Here is a 17,106-nt window from a genome sequence, read left to right as displayed (position 1 = left end):
TTATTCCGTGTCTCACGGTACAGCAGAGAAACTTGTTCAAATAACCTTTTTGTCAAGATAAGGAATTTACCCTGACATTGTGCCTACTCCCTAGAAGCACTCTGGAAATGAACCGGCGACACTACACCTCTTCACACAAGACATTTAAGATTAGCAGCCTCAACTCGCGAATACCCTTCTTGAGTCGCTTCCTTACGAGGTGATTGTCACCTTCATAACGCCAACTATGAAGTGCGCACTGAGCAGGCCTTACAGAAAGCAAACACTACAGTCGTTATCTGTTTCACGTGAAACAGACCAAGAAGGCGAAAGTACCGCCGCACTGAAAGACCAAAGTCACTCCATGATGCATGTTCAGCAACAACGTCTACATTGGTTTACAAGGCACCTCTTTGATGGTCTTAAGAGCAAAACAAAGAAGCAGTCACTAAGATGATTAACCTAGAGAACTCGGTCAAAGGAGCGCGACCTACACTCCGCTTAATTTGTAAATAGAGGCATGAAAGGAAAAGTTATTATTCCCTCGCTTGCAATTGATTCGCTGCGCTAAGCCGCTTCCGAATTCTGCATATTGAGGTGGTTTGAGCCTGTCTGGCAAGATATGCAAGGCTAATTACCAAACGGCTAAACACCCTATTGAACCCCAACATGATGTAACATCATTAGAGCTTACCCTACCCTCACAATGAACACTTTGCTCACCCTCTTCTACCGACAGAAATAGTTTATCGATCCATTTGGAAACCGGCCGAATCAAGTCACCGGAGTACGACGTGAAAAGAGGCTTTTTTAATCACTCAACATCGGTTATGTTGATTGGTCTAACTAATTCTAGAGACATGAATTAGCCTTACTAAAGAACTAAGAATTACAGACACAACAATAGGTGAGCAGCAGTTATGGATTACTCTTCATTTGGCGATAAGTTTGGGCGTCTATCAGGTATCACTCAATTGATGGATGACCTCAATGAGGGCCTGCAAAACCCTGACGCCATTATGTTAGGCGGTGGTAATCCGGCACAGATACCAGCAATGATTGAGTATTTTGATCAACTTAATCAACGTCTGGCAGCAACCGGTGCCCTAACCCAAGCAATGACTAATTATGATGGCCCACAAGGTAAAGATGTATTCATTTCGGCCCTTGCTACATTGCTTAAGCGCACCTACGGGTGGGACATATCAGAGAAGAACATCACCCTCACCAACGGCTCACAAAGTGCGTTTTTCAACTTATTCAATCTGTTTGCTGGCAAATGCCCAAACGGGACTAACAAAAAAATCCTCCTCCCCCTAGCGCCAGAGTATATTGGCTATGCCGATGCTGGACTCAGCGATGATATGTTTGTTAGCTACAAACCGGAGATTGAGTTCATAGACAATCGCCAGTTCAAGTATCACGTGGATTTTGAACAACTCACTGTTGATGAGTCAATCGGAGCGATATGTGTATCTCGTCCAACCAATCCAACGGGCAACGTGTTAACGGATGAGGAAATGCAGCGCCTTGATGCTTTAGCTCAGCACCATCAGATTCCTTTGATCGTCGACAATGCTTATGGCCTTCCTTTTCCCGATATCATCTTTGAAGATGTAAGGCCCTTCTGGAACGCCAATACAGTTTTGTGTATGAGCCTATCCAAACTAGGCTTACCGGGTTTACGATGCGGTATTGTTATTGCTTCAGAAGCGATTACAAAGGCAATGACAAACATTAATGGTGTATTAAGCCTGTCACCTGGCAGTATTGGTCCACTACTCGGCCATGAAATAATTAAAGAAAACCAGCTGCTCGCACTTAGCGCGAATGTCATTAAACCTTTTTATCAGGAGAGAAATGCGATTGCCTTTGATTATTTACAGCAATCGATCCCAGACAAACGCTTTCGAATTCACAAGCCAGAAGGTGCTATTTTTCTGTGGCTCTGGTTTGAAGACCTGCCTATTACAACGGTTGAGCTATACCAAAGACTAAAAAAGCGCGGCGTGCTAATCGTACCAGGCGAGTACTTTTTCATTGGTATCGACGACCAACAATGGCCTCACCAGCGCGAATGCTTGCGTATGAACTACGTACAAGATATCGAAGCAATGAAAAAAGGTATCGATATCATTGCTGAAGAGGTTAAGAACGCTTACGAAGGCTAGCGTATTATGAGTGGGGTGACAGCCCCACTCATCACCTTCATGAGTTTGGCCACACTATCAATACTGCCCTGCTACCCACCAGCTCTCATCGCTTACTGCCACTCTTACTTGTATTAAACAGTCTCTACCACCACCCTAAGAGATACACTTACATAACTTAGCCTGCTTGCTCCATTGATAAACTATGTTTCACGTGGAACACGGATTGTGCTCCCAGCTACGTAAATCATTGGCATATCATGAACCTTACCTTGGACATCATCGAATGGCGCTAACTGGCACACCTTGTTTAAAAAGCTTTTCCAATCCCCCAGCTTGCCAATCATAAAGCGGTATGTAAAAAACACTTATAATGTGAGTAGCGGACTACCATCAAAGCTAAATTGAATAGAGAAAGAGGCCAATATCAGACAAATAGTGTTGAAAATTGTGCGGGAGAATCATGGCAAAATTAGCGAGATTTTGTGACGCACAACGTCACTTTGTATACCTTCAAGGCAATACTTAATCGATGGACTCATTGAAAAAGGATCGCACCCAGCGCGAATAGATCAAAGAAAAAACAGAACAAAGAAAAATCGTCGCGCAGATCAAAAACGCCCACGTGAGTGGGCGTTAGCAGTCAGATGAAAAAGCGACTTATTCAGTATCACCTTCAATCAGATCTCGATTACCAATCGAAATCTTACGTGGTTTCATCTCTTCGGGAATCTCACGCTCTAGCTCAATGTGCAGTAGACCATTTTCCATAGCAGCACCGACAACATTGACGTGATCAGCTAGTTGAAACTTACGCTCAAAATTACGATCCGCGATGCCTTGATACAGGAAGCGACGCTCGGCATTCAGCTCGGCCGCTTTATTGCCTTTTACTAATAGCATGTTTTGCTGTTGGGTGATGTCCAATTGCTCTTCAGCAAAGCCAGCCACAGCCATGGTAATTCGGTAGTGGTTCTCATCCTGCTGCTCGATATTGTATGGTGGGTAGCCACCATTGTTATTTGGCGTGTTGTTTTCAACCAAATTAAAGAGACGATCAAAGCCAATAGCAGAACGGTATAGGGGTGTGAAATCGATATTACGCATAATAGTCATCCTTCTTAGAAGCAATGTTTAAAGTTAATTTGTTTAGAAGCGCGACTCTCCTCTTGGACGAGTATGCTGAGACCCTAGCGGCGTCTCGTTGCTTCATTAATAGATATGGGATCAATTCTGACAATCCCAACCCCTAAACAAAAAAATTCATATAAAAAAACGCCGCGTTAAGCGGCGTTTTATAACAGAGTGGAATAATGACTAGACGTCTAGGTTAGCCACATTCAAGGCATTCGCTTCGATAAACTGACGACGAGGCTCTACGTGATCCCCCATCAGCGTTGTAAATAGCTCATCAGCGGCAACCGCATCTTGGATAGTAACCTGCATCATACGACGAGTTTCTGGATCCATCGTCGTCTCCCACAACTGGTCAGGGTTCATCTCACCAAGACCTTTGTAACGCTGTAGAGAGAAGCCACGACGCGATTCTTTAGTCAACCATGCCAGTGCTTCTTGGAAGCTCTTCACAGGCTGTTTACGCTCGCCACGCTGCACATAGGCATCTTCTTCTAGAAGGCCATTGAGGGTTTCACCCAACTTAGCCAGCTTGTCGTACTCCTTCGAATGTAAGAAGTCGAATGACAACACATACTCATAGTTAACACCGTGGGTACGAACAGTAATCTTAGGCAGGCGAACACCATGCTCTTCATCACGAACCAGTTCAAAATCATATTGGCTCTCACCCGATTGCTTAGCATTCAAGCGTGCGACAAAGGCGTCGGTCCACTCATCAAGCTGGGCCTCATCACCTAATACTGTTTCAGTTAGACGCGATGAATAAGCCAGCTCATTCAATAGTAGCGTTGGGAAACGACGTGATAGGCGGTCAATCAACTTCAAGGTGCGATTGTATTGACGAACTAAGTCTTCAAGCGCAACCCCGGCAATCGCAGGCGCACCTTCATTCGCAAACAAAGACGCGTTATCTAACGCAAGCGCGATTTGGTATTGCGCCATATCTTCATCGTCTTTGATGTACTGCTCTTGCTTACCTTTTTTCACTTTATACAGTGGTGGCTGTGCAATATAAATGTGACCACGCTCGATAAGCTCAGGCATTTGACGGTAGAAGAACGTCAGCAACAGCGTTCGAATGTGCGAGCCATCGACATCAGCATCGGTCATAATGATGATATTGTGGTAACGCAACTTGTCCGGGTTGTATTCGTCGCGGCCGATACCACAACCCATCGCAGTGATTAGTGTTGCAACCTCTTGAGATGAAAGCATTTTATCAAAACGCGCTTTCTCTACGTTGAGGATCTTACCTTTCAGCGGCAGAATCGCCTGATTCTTACGGTTACGGCCTTGCTTGGCAGAACCACCCGCTGAGTCACCCTCCACTATGTAGAGTTCAGACAGTGCAGGATCTTTTTCCTGACAATCGGCAAGCTTGCCTGGCAAGCCCGCTAAATCGAGGGCACCTTTACGGCGCGTCATCTCACGCGCTTTTCGCGCCGCTTCACGCGCACGCGCAGCATCGATAATCTTATTACAAACAATCTTGGCGTCACCTGGGTTTTCAAGTAGGAAGTCGGTTAACTTCTCACCCATCGCAGATTCAACTGCTGGTTTCACTTCGCTAGAGACGAGCTTATCTTTGGTCTGGCTTGAGAACTTAGGATCAGGCACTTTCACTGAAACAACAGCAGTTAGACCTTCACGTGCATCGTCTCCTGACGTTGACGCCTTCTCTTTCTTGCCAAACCCTTCTTTATCCATGTAGTTATTTAACGTTCGCGTTAATGCACTACGGAAACCTGCAAGGTGGGTACCACCATCGCGCTGTGGGATGTTGTTAGTAAAACAGTAGATATTCTCTTGGAAGCTATCGTTCCATTGCATCGCAACTTCTACTGAAATGCCGTCTTCGCGTTCAAATTCGAAATGGAAGGCTTTCTGATGAATAGGCGTTTTATTGCGATTCAGGTGCTCAACGAAGGCGCGAATACCCCCTTCGTACATGAAGTGATCCTGTTTGCCTTCTTCACGCTCATCACCGAGCTTAATGGAGACGCCAGAGTTAAGGAAAGAAAGCTCACGAAGGCGTTTAGCAAGAATCTCGTATTGGAATACAACATTAGTGAAGGTCTCTTCACTTGGCCAAAAACGGATTCGAGTCCCGGTCTTTTCAGTCTCACCAATGACAGACAACGGACCTTGCGGCTCACCATGATGGTAGATCTGCTGGTGGATCTGACCGCCACGATGAATCGTTAATTCAACTTTTTCAGACAGGGCATTTACCACCGACACACCTACACCGTGCAAGCCACCAGACACTTTATAGGAGTTGTCATCAAACTTACCACCTGCGTGGAGGACCGTCATAATAACTTCGGCAGCCGATACACCCTCTTCTGGGTGCATTTCAGTAGGAATACCACGACCGTCATCACTCACAGAGACAGAGTTATCTTCGTGGATGGTAACGACAATGTCTTCACAGTGACCAGCTAGAGCTTCGTCGATAGAGTTATCGACTACCTCAAAAACCATATGGTGTAAGCCAGTACCGTCATCGGTATCACCAATGTACATCCCTGGACGCTTACGTACCGCATCAAGTCCTTTTAGAACCTTGATACTCGATGAATCATAATTGTTGGACATTGAGTTACTCTCGCTATATTTATCCTGCGGTTATTTTACCGTTTTCAACATAAAACATCTTGCCATTTTCGCTGCTCATTTCGCCTATTTGCGCCTCATTTATCGCACTGATAAAGACTTGGGCACCGGTTTGGGCAAGTGATTGCGCTAGCAAGCCGCGTTTTTGACTATCCAGTTCTGAAGCAAAGTCGTCGATCAGGTACAAACACTGCTTACCTGTTTTCTCGGTAAGGTGTAATCCCTGCGCCAACCGAAGAGCGCATACCATTAACTTTAACTGCCCCCTGGACAGGACATCTTCCACCGGTATCGCACCAATTTTAATGCGTAGATCAGCCTTATGGGCACCACTGACGGTGTACCCTAGCTGACAGTCGCGTTCAAAGTTATCCGCCAATAGCTGGCGATATTCACTCTCTTTGTCCCAGCCCCGGTAATAGCTAAGACGAATTTCAAAATCGGGTAAAAAAGCGTGGCAAATTTCGGCGGCGCGGGCGGTTACTGCCTCAACATAGTCACGCCGCCACGCATCGATTTGCTCACATAACAACGCAAGCTCCGCATCCCAATAAGCAACTTCACGATACTGGGTCGCGCGCTTTAACTGTGCGTTGCGTTGCTTGGTGAGGCGCGTTAATCGACTCCAAGCGTTATAGAACTCAGGATGAAGGTAAAACACCCCCCAGTCGATAAACGAACGGCGAAATTTCGGTCCACCCGTCAACAACTCAAACCCTTCAGGGGTGATCAGTTGCATCGGTACAATTTGCGCGAGCTGGGCCAACTTTTGATTCGTTTGCCCGGCTATTTTAACTTCTGTGACGCCATCTCGACGCTTGGTTATTCCAACGGGGAGTGGCGACTGATCTGCTTGGTGTATCTTGCCATGAACGAACAACGCTTCTTGCTCGTGGCGGATAACACGTTTGGTCAAGTGGCTACGAAAAGACCGCCCATGACCCAAAAAGTGAATTGCCTCAAGGACACTGGTTTTACCGCTACCATTATCTCCAATCAAGTAGTTGAAGCCGTCGCTGAGGGTAAGATCGCAATCTGCAAGATTGCGAAAATCTTTAATGATGAGGCGTTCGAGAGACATAGTGAGGTGTTACAGCCTGATCGGCATCACCACGTAGCTTGCATCGTCGTTAGCAACGTCTTCGATCAGTGCACTGGCATTTGCGTCAGTAAGCATTAACTTCACTTCATCACACTTCAATGTGTTCAACACATCTAAGACATAACTGACGTTAAAGCCAATCTCCAACGCATCACCTTCATAATCTACATCCACAAACTCTTCCGCTTCTTCCTGCTCTGGGTTATTGGCAGAAATACGCATCTGGCCACTTTCTAAGTTCACGCGAACGCCACGGAATTTTTCATTAGATAAAATGGCTGCCCGAGAAAAGGCTTGTTTCAGTGTTTCGCAAGACGCGACGACGGTTTTATCGCTACTTTGTGGCATTACCCGTTGGTAGTCAGGAAAGCGACCATCAACCAATTTAGAGGTAAAGACGAAGCCATTGACCGAAGTACGAATATTTGCTCCGCCAATTTGCAACATCACTTGCTCATCAGAATGCTCTAATAGGCGCACCAGCTCTAAGATACCTTTACGAGGTACAATAACCTGCTTCTCAGGCGCTTCAACCGCAAGTTGCGCTTGGCAAACGGCCATACGGTGACCATCGGTGGCAACCGTTCGCACCGTTGAGCCTTTAACTTCAACCAGCATACCATTGAGGTAGTAACGCACATCTTGGTTTGCCATCGAGAACTGGGTGCTCTCTATCAAACGACGCAATGCGGTTTGAGACAAGGCAAACTCCACTTCACTTTGCCAATCTTCAATATTGGGAAAGTCACGTGCGGGTAGCGTCGCTAATGAATAGCGGCTTCGACCGGAACGAATGATTAATCGATCCCCTTCCAGGGTCAGGGTGATATTGACACCATCAGGCAGCCCACGACAGATATCGAGAAACTTACGCGACGGGATCGTCGTTTCACCAGGCTGAAACTCACCTTCGAGTTGCACCTGGCCGATCAGTTCGACTTCAAGATCGGTGCCCGTCAACGAAAGCATGCCGTCTGGTGACACCTGTACCAATACGTTACCCAAAATTGGCAAAGATGGTCGGCCGCCTAATGCGCCTGAGACTTGTTGAAGCGGTTTTAGTAACCGCGAACGTTCAATAGCAACTTTCATAATATTACGATGACAAGGTCCGGATCAGGTTTGAATAATCTTCTTTAATGTCGTGACTCTCTTCGCGCAGTTGCTCAATCTTACGACAAGCATGCAGCACGGTAGTATGGTCACGGCCACCAAATGCGTCGCCTATTTCAGGCAAGCTATGGTTGGTCAGCTCTTTTGCTAGCGCCATCGCTAACTGACGAGGACGAGCAACTGAGCGAGAACGGCGCTTGGACAATAAATCCGCCAGCTTAATTTTATAGTACTCAGCGACTGTCTTTTGAATATTGTCGATGGTGACGAGTTTTTCTTGCAGTGCCAGCAAGTCACGCAAGGCTTCGCGGACAAAATCGATCGTAATCGCACGTCCCGTAAAGTTAGCATTGGCGATGACACGGTTCAGCGCACCTTCTAGCTCACGGACGTTAGAACGTAAACGCTTCGCGATAAAGAAGGCCACTTCGTCGGCAAGGCGAATATTGTGGTCTTCCGCTTTCTTCATCAAAATCGCAACTCGGGTTTCGAGTTCTGGCGGCTCAATAGCCACGGTCAAACCCCAACCAAAGCGGGATTTAAGGCGATCTTCTACACCACTGATCTCTTTCGGGTAGCGATCAGAGGTCAAAATAATCTGCTGATTGCCTTCAAGTAAGGCATTAAAGGTATGGAAAAACTCTTCTTGCGAACGCTCTTTGTTAGCAAAGAATTGGATGTCATCAATAAGCAATGCATCCACACTGCGATAGTAACGTTTAAATTCTTCTATCTGGTTATTTTGTAGGGCTTTAACCATGTCTTGCACAAAGCGCTCAGAGTGCATATAAACAACACGCGCATCCTGTTTACGCGCCATGATGGCATTGCCAACCGCATGCAATAAGTGCGTTTTACCTAAGCCCGTCCCCCCATACAGGAACAACGGGTTATAAGCCGCGCCCGGATTATCAGAAACCTGACGTGCCGCCGCTAAACCTAACTGGTTTGACTTACCCTCAACAAAGTTGGTGAACTTGTGCTTCGGATTCACATTCGAGCGATAGTTCGCTGCAGGCTGAACTGGTGAAGGTGCGGGCTCCCAAGGTTGACGAACGGGCTCATTACCGGGCGCAGTAGCAGGTTGCGCTGGGGCAGCCGTTGCAATGGGTTTTGGCGCAGCGGCCACGGGACGAGAGCCGACTTCAAAACGCAGCATCGGGACATCGTTCCCACAAAATTCATGCAGCAGACGGTTAATATTGTTTAAGTACTTATCCCGAACCCAATCCAACACGAATCGGTTAGGGGCAAATAAGGTTAACGTATTGTCGTTTAACTCAGCTTGAAGTGGGCGCACCCACATACTGAATTCTGTCGCGGGCAGCTCTTCCTGCAAGCGCTCAAGACACTGAGTCCATAGCGAAGATGACACGTTTCTCTCCACAAACAATTCTGCTACTAAAGGGGATCAATTTTACCTGCGACTGGGGCGGATCGCCAGCATAAGATCGTTGTTTCAGTGAATAAGATCAAAGTTATTCACAGCGATCACACATAAAAAACGCAGATCAGCACAACTATTTCCCATCTTAATCCCGTTCTCATCCACATTTCCACAGCTTATAAAAACATCAATCAACCTACGATTTAGTTATTTGAAATAACGTAATGATATTTACTGTGTAATCTCTCAACAAAGTAGACTGGCGTCACAACATAATTCACTGCTATTCACGGAGATTATAATATGAACAACTGGATTAAGCGTTCACTGACCGTCGCTGCCCTCAGTTTAGCAACCATTACAAGTGCCTACGCGGCAACAGACGTTAAAGTGGGCATGTCAGGCCGCTACTTCCCGTTCACGTTCGTGAAGCAAGATGTCCTTCAAGGCTTCGAAGTTGACCTTTGGGATGAGATTGGCCGCCGCAACGACTACAACGTTGAGTATGTCACCGCTAACTTCTCTGGTCTTTTTGGTTTACTTGAAACAGGTCGCATCGACACTATCTCTAACCAAATCACCATGACTGAAGCTCGCCAAGCGAAATACCTCTTTGCTGACCCGTACGTGGTAGATGGTGCACAAGTCACCGTGCGTAAAGGCAACAAAGAGATCAATGGCGTTGAAGACCTCAATGGCAAAACCGTCGCAGTGAACCTTGGTTCTAACTTTGAGCAGCTTCTACGCCAGTTGCCAAATGCTGAAGCGATCAATATTAAAACCTACGACACAGGTATCGAGCACGACGTTGCACTTGGCCGTGCCGACGCGTTCATTATGGATCGCCTATCAACACTGCAGCTGATTAAAGAGTCAGGCCTACCACTGCAACTTGCAGGCGAACCGTTTGAAACCATTCAAAATGCATGGCCATTTGTCGATAACGACAACGGCAAGAAGCTACAAGCCGAAGTCAACAAAGCACTTGCTGAGATGCGCGCTGACGGTACACTAGCGAAAATTTCAGAAAAATGGTTTGGCGCGGATATCACCCAATAATTCTAAACGCGTTAAAAACCGCTTAAACATCGCAATCATCAGGCGCTTTGCGTCTGATGATTTTTCTTTCTAAAGACCCCAATACGCAACAAAGTAAGTAGTTACTTACCAATTAGACAGGTTAAGACATGGGATTCGATTTTGATTACATGCTGGGACTCATTCCCCTGCTACTCCGCTACCTCTCTACCACGATGGAGATGGCAGTATGGGGACTTATCTTTGCACTGGCGCTTGCGGTGACACTGGCCGTCATTCGTGTCTACCGTTTTTGGGGCTTGAATGCGCTGACCCAGCTCTATATTAGCTTCTTTCGTGGCACGCCCTTGCTGGTGCAACTCTTTTTGCTCTATTACGGCTTACCGCAAGTTATGCCGATCTTCATTGGGATGGATGCCTTCACCGCCGCAGTCATTGGTTTAACCCTTCACTTTGCAGCCTATATGGCAGAAAGCATTCGTGCCGCGATTATTGGTGTCGATCGTAGCCAACGCGAAGCCGCGCTATCCATCGGTATGACCGAATCACAAGCAATGCGCCGCATCATCTTGCCGCAAGCTGCGCGTGTCGCCCTGCCCTCACTCATGAACTATTTCATCGACATGATCAAATCAACGTCACTGGCCTTTACGTTAGGTGTCGCTGAAATTATGGCCAAAGCGCAAATGGAAGCCTCATCAAGTTTCAAATTCTTCGAAGCTTTTTTGGCCGTCGCGCTAATCTATTGGGGCGTAGTGGTATTGCTTACTCGTGTGCAACTCTGGGCCGAAAACAAACTCAATAAGGCGTATCAGCGATGATAAAACTAAAAAACATAACGAAGCGCTTTGGTGACAACACAATTTTTTCTGGCGTCGATATCGAGATCAAACAAGGTGAGATTGTCGTCATTATTGGCCCATCAGGCACAGGAAAATCAACGCTTTTACGCTGTATTAACTACTTAGAGCGCGCAGATGCCGGCACGATCGAGATCGATGATGTCCATGTTGACGCCCCTACAGCCAACAAAACAGATGTCTTAGCACTGCGCCGTAAGACAGGATTTGTTTTCCAAAACTATGCCTTATTTGCGCACAAAACCGCCGCAGAAAACATTGCGGAAGGGCTTACCGTCGTGCGTGGTTGGAACAAAGCTGAAGCGATGGCACGCGCCAACGCCCTGTTAGAAGAGATAGGCCTAGGTGATAAAACCGAGAGCTATCCCGCCGCGCTATCAGGCGGTCAGCAACAACGCGTTGGCATTGGACGCGCGATGGCGTTACAACCTGAGTTGCTACTCTTTGATGAGCCCACTTCCGCGTTAGACCCTGAATGGGTGGGTGAAGTCCTACAGTTGATGAAAAAACTCGCTGCTGAACGCCAAACGATGCTCGTTGTCACCCATGAAATGCAATTTGCCAAAGAGGTCGCTGACCGCGTGATCTTTATGGCTGATGGCGGTATTGTCGAACAAGGTCCACCGGATCAGTTATTTGACAATCCGCAAGATCCCCGCCTACAGCGCTTTTTACGCCAAGTTGGGATCCAATAAGATCGTTGTTTTGATCTTGCACTTAGCAATAAGCAACGTATAATTCGCCACCCGGTAGCGTGATTAACCACCAAACACATTGACTCGGACGTAGTCAATGATTACAATTCCGCCTCTTTTGAGATGCGGTTACGGTGTTAATCACTGTACTGGGTATCAAAACTTAAAAACTGATCAGTAAATTTTTTAAGGTACAACCATGAAACGCACTTTCCAACCTTCAGTTCTTAAGCGCAAGCGCTCACACGGTTTCCGTGCTCGCATGGCGACTAAGAACGGTCGTAAAGTAATTAACGCACGTCGTGCGAAAGGTCGTAAGCGTCTAGCTTGCTAATAATCGCTACTGATTATTTGTGAGTAAGTTCGCTTTCCGTCGGGAGTTACGTCTGTTAACTCCCGAACATTACCGATATGTTTTCCAGCAAGCTCACCGTGCTGGCTCTCCCCACTTAACTATTCTGGCCCGTAACAATGACCTCGGACATCCTCGTCTAGGTTTAGCTGTGCCGAAAAAGCAAATCAAAACCGCCGTTGACCGAAATCGGTTTAAACGCTTGGTCCGCGAAAGCTTTCGTCTACGTCAAGACACACTGCCTGCTAAAGACTTTGTTGTGATCGCCAAAAAAAGTGCCAATGAGCTCAGTAATGAAGAGCTAAACAAAGTATTACATAAATTATGGCATCGCCTGTCTCGCCCTTCGCGTGGCTGATCATAGGATTAGTGCGCTTTTATCAGCTCGCTATTAGTCCACTCATTGGACCGCGTTGTCGCTTCACTCCAACCTGCTCCCAATATGCTATCGAGGCAATTAAATTGCATGGAGGGGTAAAAGGGAGTTGGTTAGCGGCCAAACGTCTATTAAGATGTCATCCTTTAAACGACGGGGGATTTGATCCCGTTCCGCCAATCAAGCAAAAAGACAGAGACCAATAACGATGGATTCCCAACGCAATATTCTGTTGATTGCCCTACTGTTCGTGACTTTCCTGCTTTATCAATCATGGAATGTCGATAACAGCCCTCAACCGCAGGGTGTAGCGCAAACTCAAACCAGTGGTGACGTTCCGTCACACAGTGAAGATACTAGTCTGACCACTGACGGTGAGGTATCTGACCAACTTATTTCCGTGACGACCGACGTATTCGATATCACTATCGATACTCGCGGTGGTGACATCATTGCAGCGAATCTACTTCAGTACGATGCCGAACTAGACTCTGAAGACCCCTTTGTTCTTCTACAAAACACCGCAACTCACAGCTTTGTGGCGCAAAGCGGCTTGATTGGCACACACGGCATCGATACCAACACAGGTCGTGCACAGTTCTCTGCAGACGCAGACAGCTTTACCCTTGCTGACGGTGAAAATGAACTCCGTGTTCCAATGACACTGCAGCAAAACGGTATCACCTATACAAAGACGTTCATTCTCACTCGCGGCAGCTACGCAGTAGATGTTGAGTACCATATCGACAACCAATCAGACCAAGCTGCAAGTGTTCAAATGTACGCGCAACTTCGTCAGAACCTTGTTGATGACAGCGGTAACTTGGCAATGCCAACCTACCGTGGTGCAGCATTCTCTGCCGATGATACCAAGTATAAGAAATACAGCTTTGATGACATGGCCAAGCGTAACTTGAACATGACCATCACTGAAGGTTGGGCAGCGATGCTTCAACACTACTTCACTGTGGCTTGGATCCCGCGTGCAGAAGGTGAATCAAATCTGTTTACTCGTGTTGCGGGTAACCAAGGTTACATTGGCGTGCGTATGCCAACAACGAGCGTCGCACCGAATACAGATGTCACGCTTAAAGCATCACTGTGGGCTGGTCCTAAGCTTCAAAATGAAATGCGTGCGACCGCCAAGCACCTCGACCTCACCGTCGATTACGGCTGGCTATGGTTCCTAGCAAGTCCAATTCACAAGCTGCTATCCTTCATTCAAGGTATTGTTGTGAACTGGGGTGTGGCGATTATTATCCTTACCTTCATCATCCGTGGTGCGATGTACCCGCTGACGAAAGCGCAATACACCTCGATGGCGAAGATGCGTATGCTGCAACCAAAACTGCAAGACATGCGTGAGCAATTTGGTGATGACCGTCAGCGTATGAGCCAAGCGATGATGGAGCTCTACAAAAAAGAGAAAGTAAACCCACTGGGTGGTTGTTTACCTATCTTGCTGCAAATGCCTATCTTTATTGCCTTCTACTGGGCATTGATGGAGTCAGTACAGTTGCGCCACGCACCGTTCTTCCTTTGGATTAACGATCTATCAGCACAGGATCCTTACTTTATCCTGCCGCTACTGATGGGTGGTTCAATGTTCATGATTCAGAAGATGAGCCCAACGACCATCACCGATCCTATGCAGCAGAAGATCATGACCTTCATGCCAGTGATGTTCACTTTCTTCTTCCTATGGTTCCCTTCAGGTCTGGTTCTATACTGGCTAACGTCTAACATCGTTACCTTGATCCAGCAGACGCTGATTTACCGTGCCCTTGAGAAAAAAGGTCTGCACAGCAAGTAAATCATCGCCTTTATGGTGAATCTTAAAAAGGCGGCTCATTGCCGCCTTTTTTAATTTCTTCAATTTACGCGTACACTATCGCGAAATGAAAAACGCTTCTCGTGAAGCAGTTGCGGACAACTATTATGAATCACAGCATCGATACGATTGTGGCTCAAGCCACTCCTCCAGGCCGCGGCGGCGTGGGCATTATTCGCGTGTCTGGCCCTTTGGCAACCCAAGTTGCCGACGCGGTAACTGGAAAAACACTGCGTCCTCGTTACGCGGAATACTTGCCTTTTAGCAGTGCGGATGGTCATGTGCTCGACCAAGGCATTGCGCTCTTCTTTAAAGGCCCGCATTCCTTCACTGGCGAAGACGTACTTGAGCTACAAGGTCATGGTGGCCCAGTTGTAATGGACATGCTGATTAAGCGTATCCTTACTCTACCGGGTATCCGTCCTGCGCGCCCAGGCGAGTTCTCTGAGCGTGCCTTTATGAACGACAAACTCGACCTCGCTCAAGCAGAAGCCATCGCTGACTTGATCGATGCCAGCAGTGAAGAGGCGGCAAAATCGGCGCTTAACTCACTGCAAGGTGCATTTTCTAACGAGATCAACACGCTGGTGGAGCAGTTGATTCACTTGCGGATGTACGTCGAAGCGGCTATCGACTTCCCAGAAGAAGAGATCGATTTTCTCTCTGATGGAAAAGTAAGTAATGACTTACAAACAATCATCAATCAACTGACTTCAGTACGTACTGCCGCTAATCAAGGCGCGCTAATGCGAGAAGGCATGAAGGTGGTCATCGCAGGTCGTCCAAATGCGGGCAAATCAAGCCTGCTTAACGCCCTATCCGGTAAAGACAGTGCCATCGTCACCGATATCGCTGGTACCACCCGTGACGTCCTCAGAGAGCATATCCACATTGATGGCATGCCATTGCACATTATCGATACCGCAGGGCTGCGTGATGCTTCTGACGAGGTCGAACGCATTGGTATCGAACGTGCTTGGGAAGAGATAGCGCAAGCCGACCGCGTGTTGTTTATGGTTGATGGCACGACAACTGATGCCACCGATCCAAAACAAATTTGGCCAGACTTTATCGATCGATTACCGAAAGAGATCGGCATGACCGTCATCCGTAACAAAGCTGAGCTGACGCATGAAGAGATTGGCATTTGCCATGCTAGCAACCCTACCCTTATCCGCTTGTCAGCGCGCACTGGCGAAGGCGTTGATAGCCTCAAACGTCATTTGAAAGAGTGTATGGGCTTTACTGGCACGACAGAAGGCGGCTTCATGGCTCGACGTCGACATCTCGATGCTTTAGAGAACGCTGCACACCATCTCGATATCGGACAGCAACAGCTCGAAGGCTACATGGCAGGAGAGATACTTGCTGAGGAGCTGCGTTTAGCACAACAACATCTCAGTGAAATCACGGGTGAGTTTACCTCTGATGACCTACTGGGCCATATCTTTACGTCCTTCTGTATTGGTAAATAACGCCGAGAGACGAAAGGCTGCCAGCCGGTAGCCTTTGCGCCATTCCCGCCCTAACCCATACCTTTTGTGTCTGTTACTCAACGTACAAATGCGTAAAATAAGCGCAAACAACAGACCGAAAAGGATCATCATGTCACATCTACACCTCATTACAGGCAGTACCTTAGGGGGTGCTGAATACGTCGCTGACCACCTTAGCGATCTTCTTAACGATCAAGGCATTGAAACAAGCATTCACAACGAAGCGGATCTTCAGGCACTCGATCCTACTCAACCATGGCTATTGATCAGTTCAACCCATGGGGCTGGTGAACTCCCTGAAAATATCCAACCTTTCTACGCCCAGCTTCAAGCCAGTGAGCCATTGACCAAGTTGCGCTACGCCATTATTGGTATCGGTGACAGTAGTTACGACACTTTCTGTGCGGCTGCGCATCAACTTGATGACGTGCTCAGCCACCAGCAAGCGCATCGACTCACCCCAGTATTTACTATCGATGTCACACAAGTTCCCGTGCCTGAAGATGAAGCCGAAGCGTGGTTATCCACTTTTCTCTCAGCGCTATGTGAATAACTTGGATCAAAAACCGTAAACTTTTCTATCCATTTTTGCTTTTTCACTTGTGGATAACTATAGATCTAAACGGTGATCAACCTATAGTTATCCATTTAATACAATTGTTGATTCCTTACCCCTGTGCATAAGTAGCTATTTTGATCCCAAGTAATACCGAATTAGATCCCGTCTCCCCCACAAGAAACGATCCTTAATAAACACCTGATCATGTTGATCATTTATCACTTATCCACACGATCGAGCGATCCTAATAAAAGATCTAACAGAAGATCTCTTTAAAAAGATCTTATATATATTTAAGTCAGACTGGATCCAACAAGATGATCAGGATTGATTCTCAAAGCGCGTGAAAAGAGATAAAATGCCCGTCTTTTGCAAGATCCTAAACTTTGGTCAGTGTTTAACCTGAGGTCACTCC

General features: G+C 47.0%; 15 protein-coding genes. 10 read left to right on the top strand and 5 right to left on the bottom strand.

The genetic code is table 11. The annotated features are described in order from the left end of the window. The first annotated feature begins 899 nt into the window (after window positions 1-899). A complete protein-coding gene (locus TSUB_RS00075; RefSeq protein ID WP_087023680.1) occupies window positions 900-2,150 on the top strand; it encodes a valine--pyruvate transaminase in 1,251 nt (416 codons plus the stop codon). Between the two features lie 639 nt (window positions 2,151-2,789). On the opposite strand, the gene ibpA is transcribed toward TSUB_RS00075, so the two are convergent. From ibpA to dnaA, 5 genes are all read right to left on the bottom strand, one after another. Next, window positions 2,790-3,236: a small heat shock chaperone IbpA gene (gene ibpA, locus TSUB_RS00070; RefSeq protein WP_087023678.1), complete on the bottom strand. Its 447-nt coding sequence runs from the start codon at window positions 3,234-3,236 to the stop codon at window positions 2,790-2,792. Window positions 3,237-3,446: 210 nt separating this feature from the next. Continuing rightward, the gene (gyrB, locus tag TSUB_RS00065) at window positions 3,447-5,864 is read right to left on the bottom strand and encodes a DNA topoisomerase (ATP-hydrolyzing) subunit B (protein WP_087023676.1); all 2,418 of its coding nucleotides are present in this window, start codon (window positions 5,862-5,864) and stop codon (window positions 3,447-3,449) included. A gap of 19 nt (window positions 5,865-5,883) precedes the next feature. After that, window positions 5,884-6,963: a DNA replication/repair protein RecF gene (gene recF / locus TSUB_RS00060; protein ID WP_087023674.1), complete on the bottom strand. Its 1,080-nt coding sequence runs from the start codon at window positions 6,961-6,963 to the stop codon at window positions 5,884-5,886. A gap of 9 nt (window positions 6,964-6,972) precedes the next feature. Further along, a complete protein-coding gene (gene dnaN, locus TSUB_RS00055) occupies window positions 6,973-8,076 on the bottom strand; it encodes a DNA polymerase III subunit beta (protein WP_087023672.1) in 1,104 nt (367 codons plus the stop codon). A 4-nt stretch (window positions 8,077-8,080) separates the two neighbouring features. Next, window positions 8,081-9,472, bottom strand: coding sequence for a chromosomal replication initiator protein DnaA (dnaA, locus tag TSUB_RS00050; protein WP_087023670.1), 1,392 nt, complete (start codon window positions 9,470-9,472; stop codon window positions 8,081-8,083). A gap of 315 nt (window positions 9,473-9,787) precedes the next feature. Between dnaA and TSUB_RS00045 the strand changes: the two genes are divergently transcribed. The 9 genes from TSUB_RS00045 to mioC all read left to right on the top strand — a co-directional run bounded on the left by TSUB_RS00045 (window position 9,788) and on the right by mioC (window position 16,685). Then, a complete protein-coding gene (locus TSUB_RS00045) occupies window positions 9,788-10,543 on the top strand; it encodes an amino acid ABC transporter substrate-binding protein (RefSeq protein WP_087023668.1) in 756 nt (251 codons plus the stop codon). A 128-nt stretch (window positions 10,544-10,671) separates the two neighbouring features. Then, window positions 10,672-11,343 carry an amino acid ABC transporter permease gene (locus TSUB_RS00040; RefSeq protein WP_087023666.1) on the top strand — a complete coding sequence of 224 codons (672 nt, stop codon included), beginning with the start codon at window positions 10,672-10,674 and terminating at the stop codon, window positions 11,341-11,343. After that, window positions 11,340-12,077 (top strand): amino acid ABC transporter ATP-binding protein, encoded by a 738-nt coding sequence (locus TSUB_RS00035; protein ID WP_087023663.1) that lies wholly within the window; start codon window positions 11,340-11,342, stop codon window positions 12,075-12,077. Before TSUB_RS00040 ends, TSUB_RS00035 begins: the two co-directional genes overlap by 4 nt. A gap of 199 nt (window positions 12,078-12,276) precedes the next feature. Next, window positions 12,277-12,411 (top strand): 50S ribosomal protein L34, encoded by a 135-nt coding sequence (rpmH, locus tag TSUB_RS00030; RefSeq protein WP_087023661.1) that lies wholly within the window; start codon window positions 12,277-12,279, stop codon window positions 12,409-12,411. A gap of 19 nt (window positions 12,412-12,430) precedes the next feature. Continuing rightward, window positions 12,431-12,787, top strand: a complete 357-nt coding sequence (rnpA, locus tag TSUB_RS00025; RefSeq protein ID WP_087023659.1) for a ribonuclease P protein component — start codon at window positions 12,431-12,433, stop codon at window positions 12,785-12,787. Next, window positions 12,754-13,011: a membrane protein insertion efficiency factor YidD gene (yidD, locus tag TSUB_RS00020; protein WP_087023657.1), complete on the top strand. Its 258-nt coding sequence runs from the start codon at window positions 12,754-12,756 to the stop codon at window positions 13,009-13,011. Before rnpA ends, yidD begins: the two co-directional genes overlap by 34 nt. A gap of 2 nt (window positions 13,012-13,013) precedes the next feature. After that, window positions 13,014-14,618 (top strand): membrane protein insertase YidC, encoded by a 1,605-nt coding sequence (gene yidC / locus TSUB_RS00015; RefSeq protein ID WP_087023655.1) that lies wholly within the window; start codon window positions 13,014-13,016, stop codon window positions 14,616-14,618. A 125-nt stretch (window positions 14,619-14,743) separates the two neighbouring features. Then, window positions 14,744-16,111 (top strand): tRNA uridine-5-carboxymethylaminomethyl(34) synthesis GTPase MnmE, encoded by a 1,368-nt coding sequence (gene mnmE, locus TSUB_RS00010; RefSeq protein ID WP_087023653.1) that lies wholly within the window; start codon window positions 14,744-14,746, stop codon window positions 16,109-16,111. A gap of 130 nt (window positions 16,112-16,241) precedes the next feature. Next, window positions 16,242-16,685 carry an FMN-binding protein MioC gene (gene mioC / locus TSUB_RS00005; protein ID WP_087023651.1) on the top strand — a complete coding sequence of 148 codons (444 nt, stop codon included), beginning with the start codon at window positions 16,242-16,244 and terminating at the stop codon, window positions 16,683-16,685. Window positions 16,686-17,106: the final 421 nt, after the last annotated feature.

The sequence above is a fragment of the Thaumasiovibrio subtropicus genome, from assembly GCF_019703835.1.
Classification (GTDB): Bacteria; Pseudomonadota; Gammaproteobacteria; order Enterobacterales; family Vibrionaceae; genus Thaumasiovibrio; species Thaumasiovibrio subtropicus.
Note: the sequence above shows the minus strand (reverse complement) of the source record. Positions and strands in the feature narration are given on the sequence as shown.

Coding starts and splice junctions, on each gene's coding strand:
- TSUB_RS00075 (WP_087023680.1), top strand. CDS start 900: ATGGATTACTCTTCATTTGGCGATAAGTTTGGGCGTCTATCAGGTATC.
- ibpA (WP_087023678.1), bottom strand. CDS start 3,236: ATGCGTAATATCGATTTCACACCCCTATACCGTTCTGCTATTGGCTTT.
- gyrB (WP_087023676.1), bottom strand. CDS start 5,864: ATGTCCAACAATTATGATTCATCGAGTATCAAGGTTCTAAAAGGACTT.
- recF (WP_087023674.1), bottom strand. CDS start 6,963: ATGTCTCTCGAACGCCTCATCATTAAAGATTTTCGCAATCTTGCAGAT.
- dnaN (WP_087023672.1), bottom strand. CDS start 8,076: ATGAAAGTTGCTATTGAACGTTCGCGGTTACTAAAACCGCTTCAACAA.
- TSUB_RS00045 (WP_087023668.1), top strand. CDS start 9,788: ATGAACAACTGGATTAAGCGTTCACTGACCGTCGCTGCCCTCAGTTTA.
- TSUB_RS00040 (WP_087023666.1), top strand. CDS start 10,672: ATGGGATTCGATTTTGATTACATGCTGGGACTCATTCCCCTGCTACTC.
- TSUB_RS00035 (WP_087023663.1), top strand. CDS start 11,340: ATGATAAAACTAAAAAACATAACGAAGCGCTTTGGTGACAACACAATT.
- rpmH (WP_087023661.1), top strand. CDS start 12,277: ATGAAACGCACTTTCCAACCTTCAGTTCTTAAGCGCAAGCGCTCACAC.
- yidD (WP_087023657.1), top strand. CDS start 12,754: ATGGCATCGCCTGTCTCGCCCTTCGCGTGGCTGATCATAGGATTAGTG.
- yidC (WP_087023655.1), top strand. CDS start 13,014: ATGGATTCCCAACGCAATATTCTGTTGATTGCCCTACTGTTCGTGACT.
- mnmE (WP_087023653.1), top strand. CDS start 14,744: ATGAATCACAGCATCGATACGATTGTGGCTCAAGCCACTCCTCCAGGC.
- mioC (WP_087023651.1), top strand. CDS start 16,242: ATGTCACATCTACACCTCATTACAGGCAGTACCTTAGGGGGTGCTGAA.